Source organism: bacterium (genome assembly GCA_037131655.1).
GTDB lineage: Bacteria > Armatimonadota > Fimbriimonadia > Fimbriimonadales > JBAXQP01 > JBAXQP01.
Genome location: JBAXQP010000307.1, coordinates 1 through 3,166 on the forward strand (window position 1 = coordinate 1; position 3,166 = coordinate 3,166).

At 47.0% G+C, this 3,166-nt stretch carries 3 protein-coding genes; all 3 read left to right on the forward strand.

Going from position 1 to position 3,166, the window contains the following annotated elements:
* The first annotated feature begins 127 nt into the window (after nt 1–127).
* Complete coding sequence (locus tag WCO51_11595; GenBank protein ID MEI6513898.1) at nt 128–940, forward strand: glycosyltransferase family 2 protein; 813 nt, start codon at nt 128–130, stop codon at nt 938–940.
* Nucleotides 941–1,013: 73 nt separating this feature from the next.
* A complete protein-coding gene (locus WCO51_11600; protein ID MEI6513899.1) occupies nt 1,014–2,249 on the forward strand; it encodes a glycosyltransferase in 1,236 nt (411 codons plus the stop codon).
* 18 nt (nt 2,250–2,267) lie between these two features.
* Nucleotides 2,268–3,166, forward strand: an 899-nt coding sequence (locus WCO51_11605; protein MEI6513900.1) for a polysaccharide biosynthesis protein, incomplete at its 3' end; no start/stop codon positions are given.

The following is a 3,166-nucleotide window of genomic DNA, read 5'->3' on the forward strand; positions in this document are numbered from 1 at the left end:
AGCCCAGGGTTGATTATTGCGGTGAACTTCTGCATGGACGTGCCTTTGCTGTATTGCGGCACTCCGCAAATTCGGTACGGTTAGCTTTTCGAAATGTTCTAAAGGATTTGGTAAAGGATTCCTTATCGTGAACCAGCCTTTGTTTAGCATCATTACGGTAACTCTGAACCCCGGCGGAGGTCTGGGGCGTACGGTTGATTCCGTAAAAGCGCAAATATTCCGGGACTTTGAGCACATAGTTAAGGATGCTGGTTCTACCGATGGTAGTGTGGCGCAGTATGCGCGATCAGGGAATGACTATGACCCCATAGTTATTATAAGGACGGATCGAGGGATATACGATGCCATGAATCAGGCATTGGATTATGCTAGCGGAAAGTATGTTCTTTTTCTTAATGCCGGTGACTTGCTATATGACGGTGAGGTTCTGGAGCAGGTTGCACAAGTGGTAAAAAATGAACCGGCACTTGGCTTGGTCTACGGCGATTATTTCGCGGAAACGCTACAATTGATAGTTAAAAGTCCTAAACGATTGAGCGGTTTTTTTCTCTACCGGACCATGCTTTGCCATCAAGCGTGTTTCTTTATGCGTGAAGAAGTAGACAAGATCGGGCGTTTTGATAATTCGTTACGGGTTGTTGCGGACTATGACCTACTGCTCCGCCTAGTTCTTGGCTCAGGCCTATCTTTCAAGTATCTCGGGAAATCGTTCACTTCTTACATGGGTGGCGGCTTTTCTATTTATCCGGATAATGCTCGAATCGGTGCGCGTGAGGTGAACCTGCTTCGGCAACGACATTTTCGGCCGAGCGAACGTTTGCTCTATGGATGTATGCGGGCGCTAACTTTCCCTCACTTGCGAATTAAACTAATGCAATCTACTCATTTTCTGCTTTTGCAGAGAATGTATGTAATGGCGACCAATTTGTGGAACAGATAGTTCTCAGATAGGTTCAATCATGATAGGGCAGCAATCACAAATATCTGACGACTCCAATACAGGAAGAATTGTCATGGTCGGAGCCGCTATTCCCGAAGATGTTATGGAGGCTGTCATAAAGGCAGATCCTGCGCCTGAAATCCAGACGCATAAACTGTCGTGGGCGATCATTCACGGCATCGAAAGCACGGGAGAGGTGTTGGATCTGCTTTCCACTGTCGCTATCAAGGACTATCCTAAGTCAGATTGGCTTTGGTCTGGATATCGAAAATGGGATCGGGGTAATGGTAGTGATAACAGGTTGATCCCTTTTATTAATATACTCGGTTTGAAACAAATAACGCGATTTCTTGGTTGCTTTGCAATGCTCGTCCGATGGTCGGTTGCCCACCGAGGACAAAAACGACATGTAATTCTTTACGGTCTTATCAGCGCACACTTATATGCCGTGCGGTGTGTGAAGTGGATGCTACCCATAAAAGCAACAATTCTCGTAACTGATCTTCCGGGCTTGGCCGCTAGTTGTGAGCCATGGTGGAAAGGCCGTTTGCGATCAATAGATCGGCGCATGGTATATAATGCAGTTCATGTGGCCGACGGGTTAATAGTTCTCGCGCAACAGATTGCCGAGCACTTGTCGCTTAAGATTCCATATATTGTAATGGAAGGGATTGTCTCCGGCGAGGCCGAGAAACTTTTGCAGTTAACACCACAACAAAGTAATAAGGGCGAGAAATTTATTGTGCTTTATGCTGGTGCCCTTGGTCGGAACTATGGGATTCCCATGTTGCTGGACGCCTTCTCGAAATTGCCCGCTGAAAACTTTCAATTATGGCTATTTGGACGAGGAGATATGTATGAGGAGATAAGATGCCGGGCACAACAAGATTCCCGCATTTATCTTTCGGAAATAGTCATTTCAACAGAGGAACTCTTACAGAGGACTCAGCAAGCAACAGTTTTAATTAATCCGCGTCCAACTAAAGAAATATTCGCTCGTTACTCCTTTCCATCAAAGATATTGGAATATATGGCAGCGGGGCGACCTGTTATTAGTACTCGACTATTAACTATTCCTGAGGAGTATGAATCATATTTAATATGGCTCGACCAAGAGACGCCGGAAGGGTTGGCGGATCTTTTGCGCCAACTGCGGGAACAGCCGAGGGAGCAACTTGATTTTCTGGGGCGATGTGGGCGAGACTTTGTTATGGAAGAAAAAAGCATCATGAAGCAGGGCGAACGGATCGCAGCGTTTATAAAATTTGTTAATTCTTGCGGCAAAGACGAACAAACTTTCATCAATTAACACAAACTGAAGGCAATTATGTTCAGTGCAAAAACACTTCTTATAACGGGTGGTACAGGGACTTTTGGAAATGCGGTATTAAAGGGATTCCTTCATACGGATATAAAAGAGATTCGCGTATTCTCGCGAGATGAGAAGAAGCAGGATGACATGCGCAAGCAGTATGCCAATCCTAAACTTAGGTTTTACATCGGGGATGTGCGGAATGCGGATAGTGTGCGAGATGCAGTAGAAGGCATTGACTTCATTTTCCACGCCGCCGCCCTGAAACAAGTTCCATCCTGTGAATTCTTCCCTGTCGAAGCGCTTCGCACAAACGCTCTAGGTACCCATAACGTGCTGACGCAGGCTACTGCTGCTGGAGTTAAGCGGGTTGTGGTGCTGAGCACAGATAAAGCAGTCTATCCGATCAATGCCATGGGTATTTCCAAAGCAATGATGGAGAAGATTGCTGTCGCACAGTCCCGAGTTTCAGGAAAGCGCACCGTGATCAATGTGACGCGTTATGGCAATGTCATGGCGAGCCGTGGCTCCGTCATTCCGCTATTCCTAAAAAACATCCAGGAGGGAAAACCTTTAACCCTCACGGATCCGCACATGACCCGGTTCATGATGACGATTGAGGATGCAGTTGACCTAGTACTTTATGCTTTCACCCATGGCTACCCTGGCGATACTTTCGTGCAAAAGGCGCCGGCGGCAACGATCGAGACCCTGGCCTTGGCTCTCAACAAGTTGCTCAAGACCGACGCCCCGATCAAAATCATTGGCACGCGTCATGGCGAAAAACTATACGAGTCGCTCCTGACTCGTGAAGAGATGGCCGTTGCTGAAGATATGGGCGGCTATTACCGGGTACCGTGCGACAATCGCGATCTTAACTATGACCTCTTTTTCAGTGAGGGTAGCGAGAAGGT

Bases quoted from the DNA above. Each gene is read 5' to 3' on its own strand.
- WCO51_11600 (MEI6513899.1), top strand. From the start codon at position 1,014: ATGGTCGGAGCCGCTATTCCCGAAGATGTTATGGAGGCTGTCATAAAG.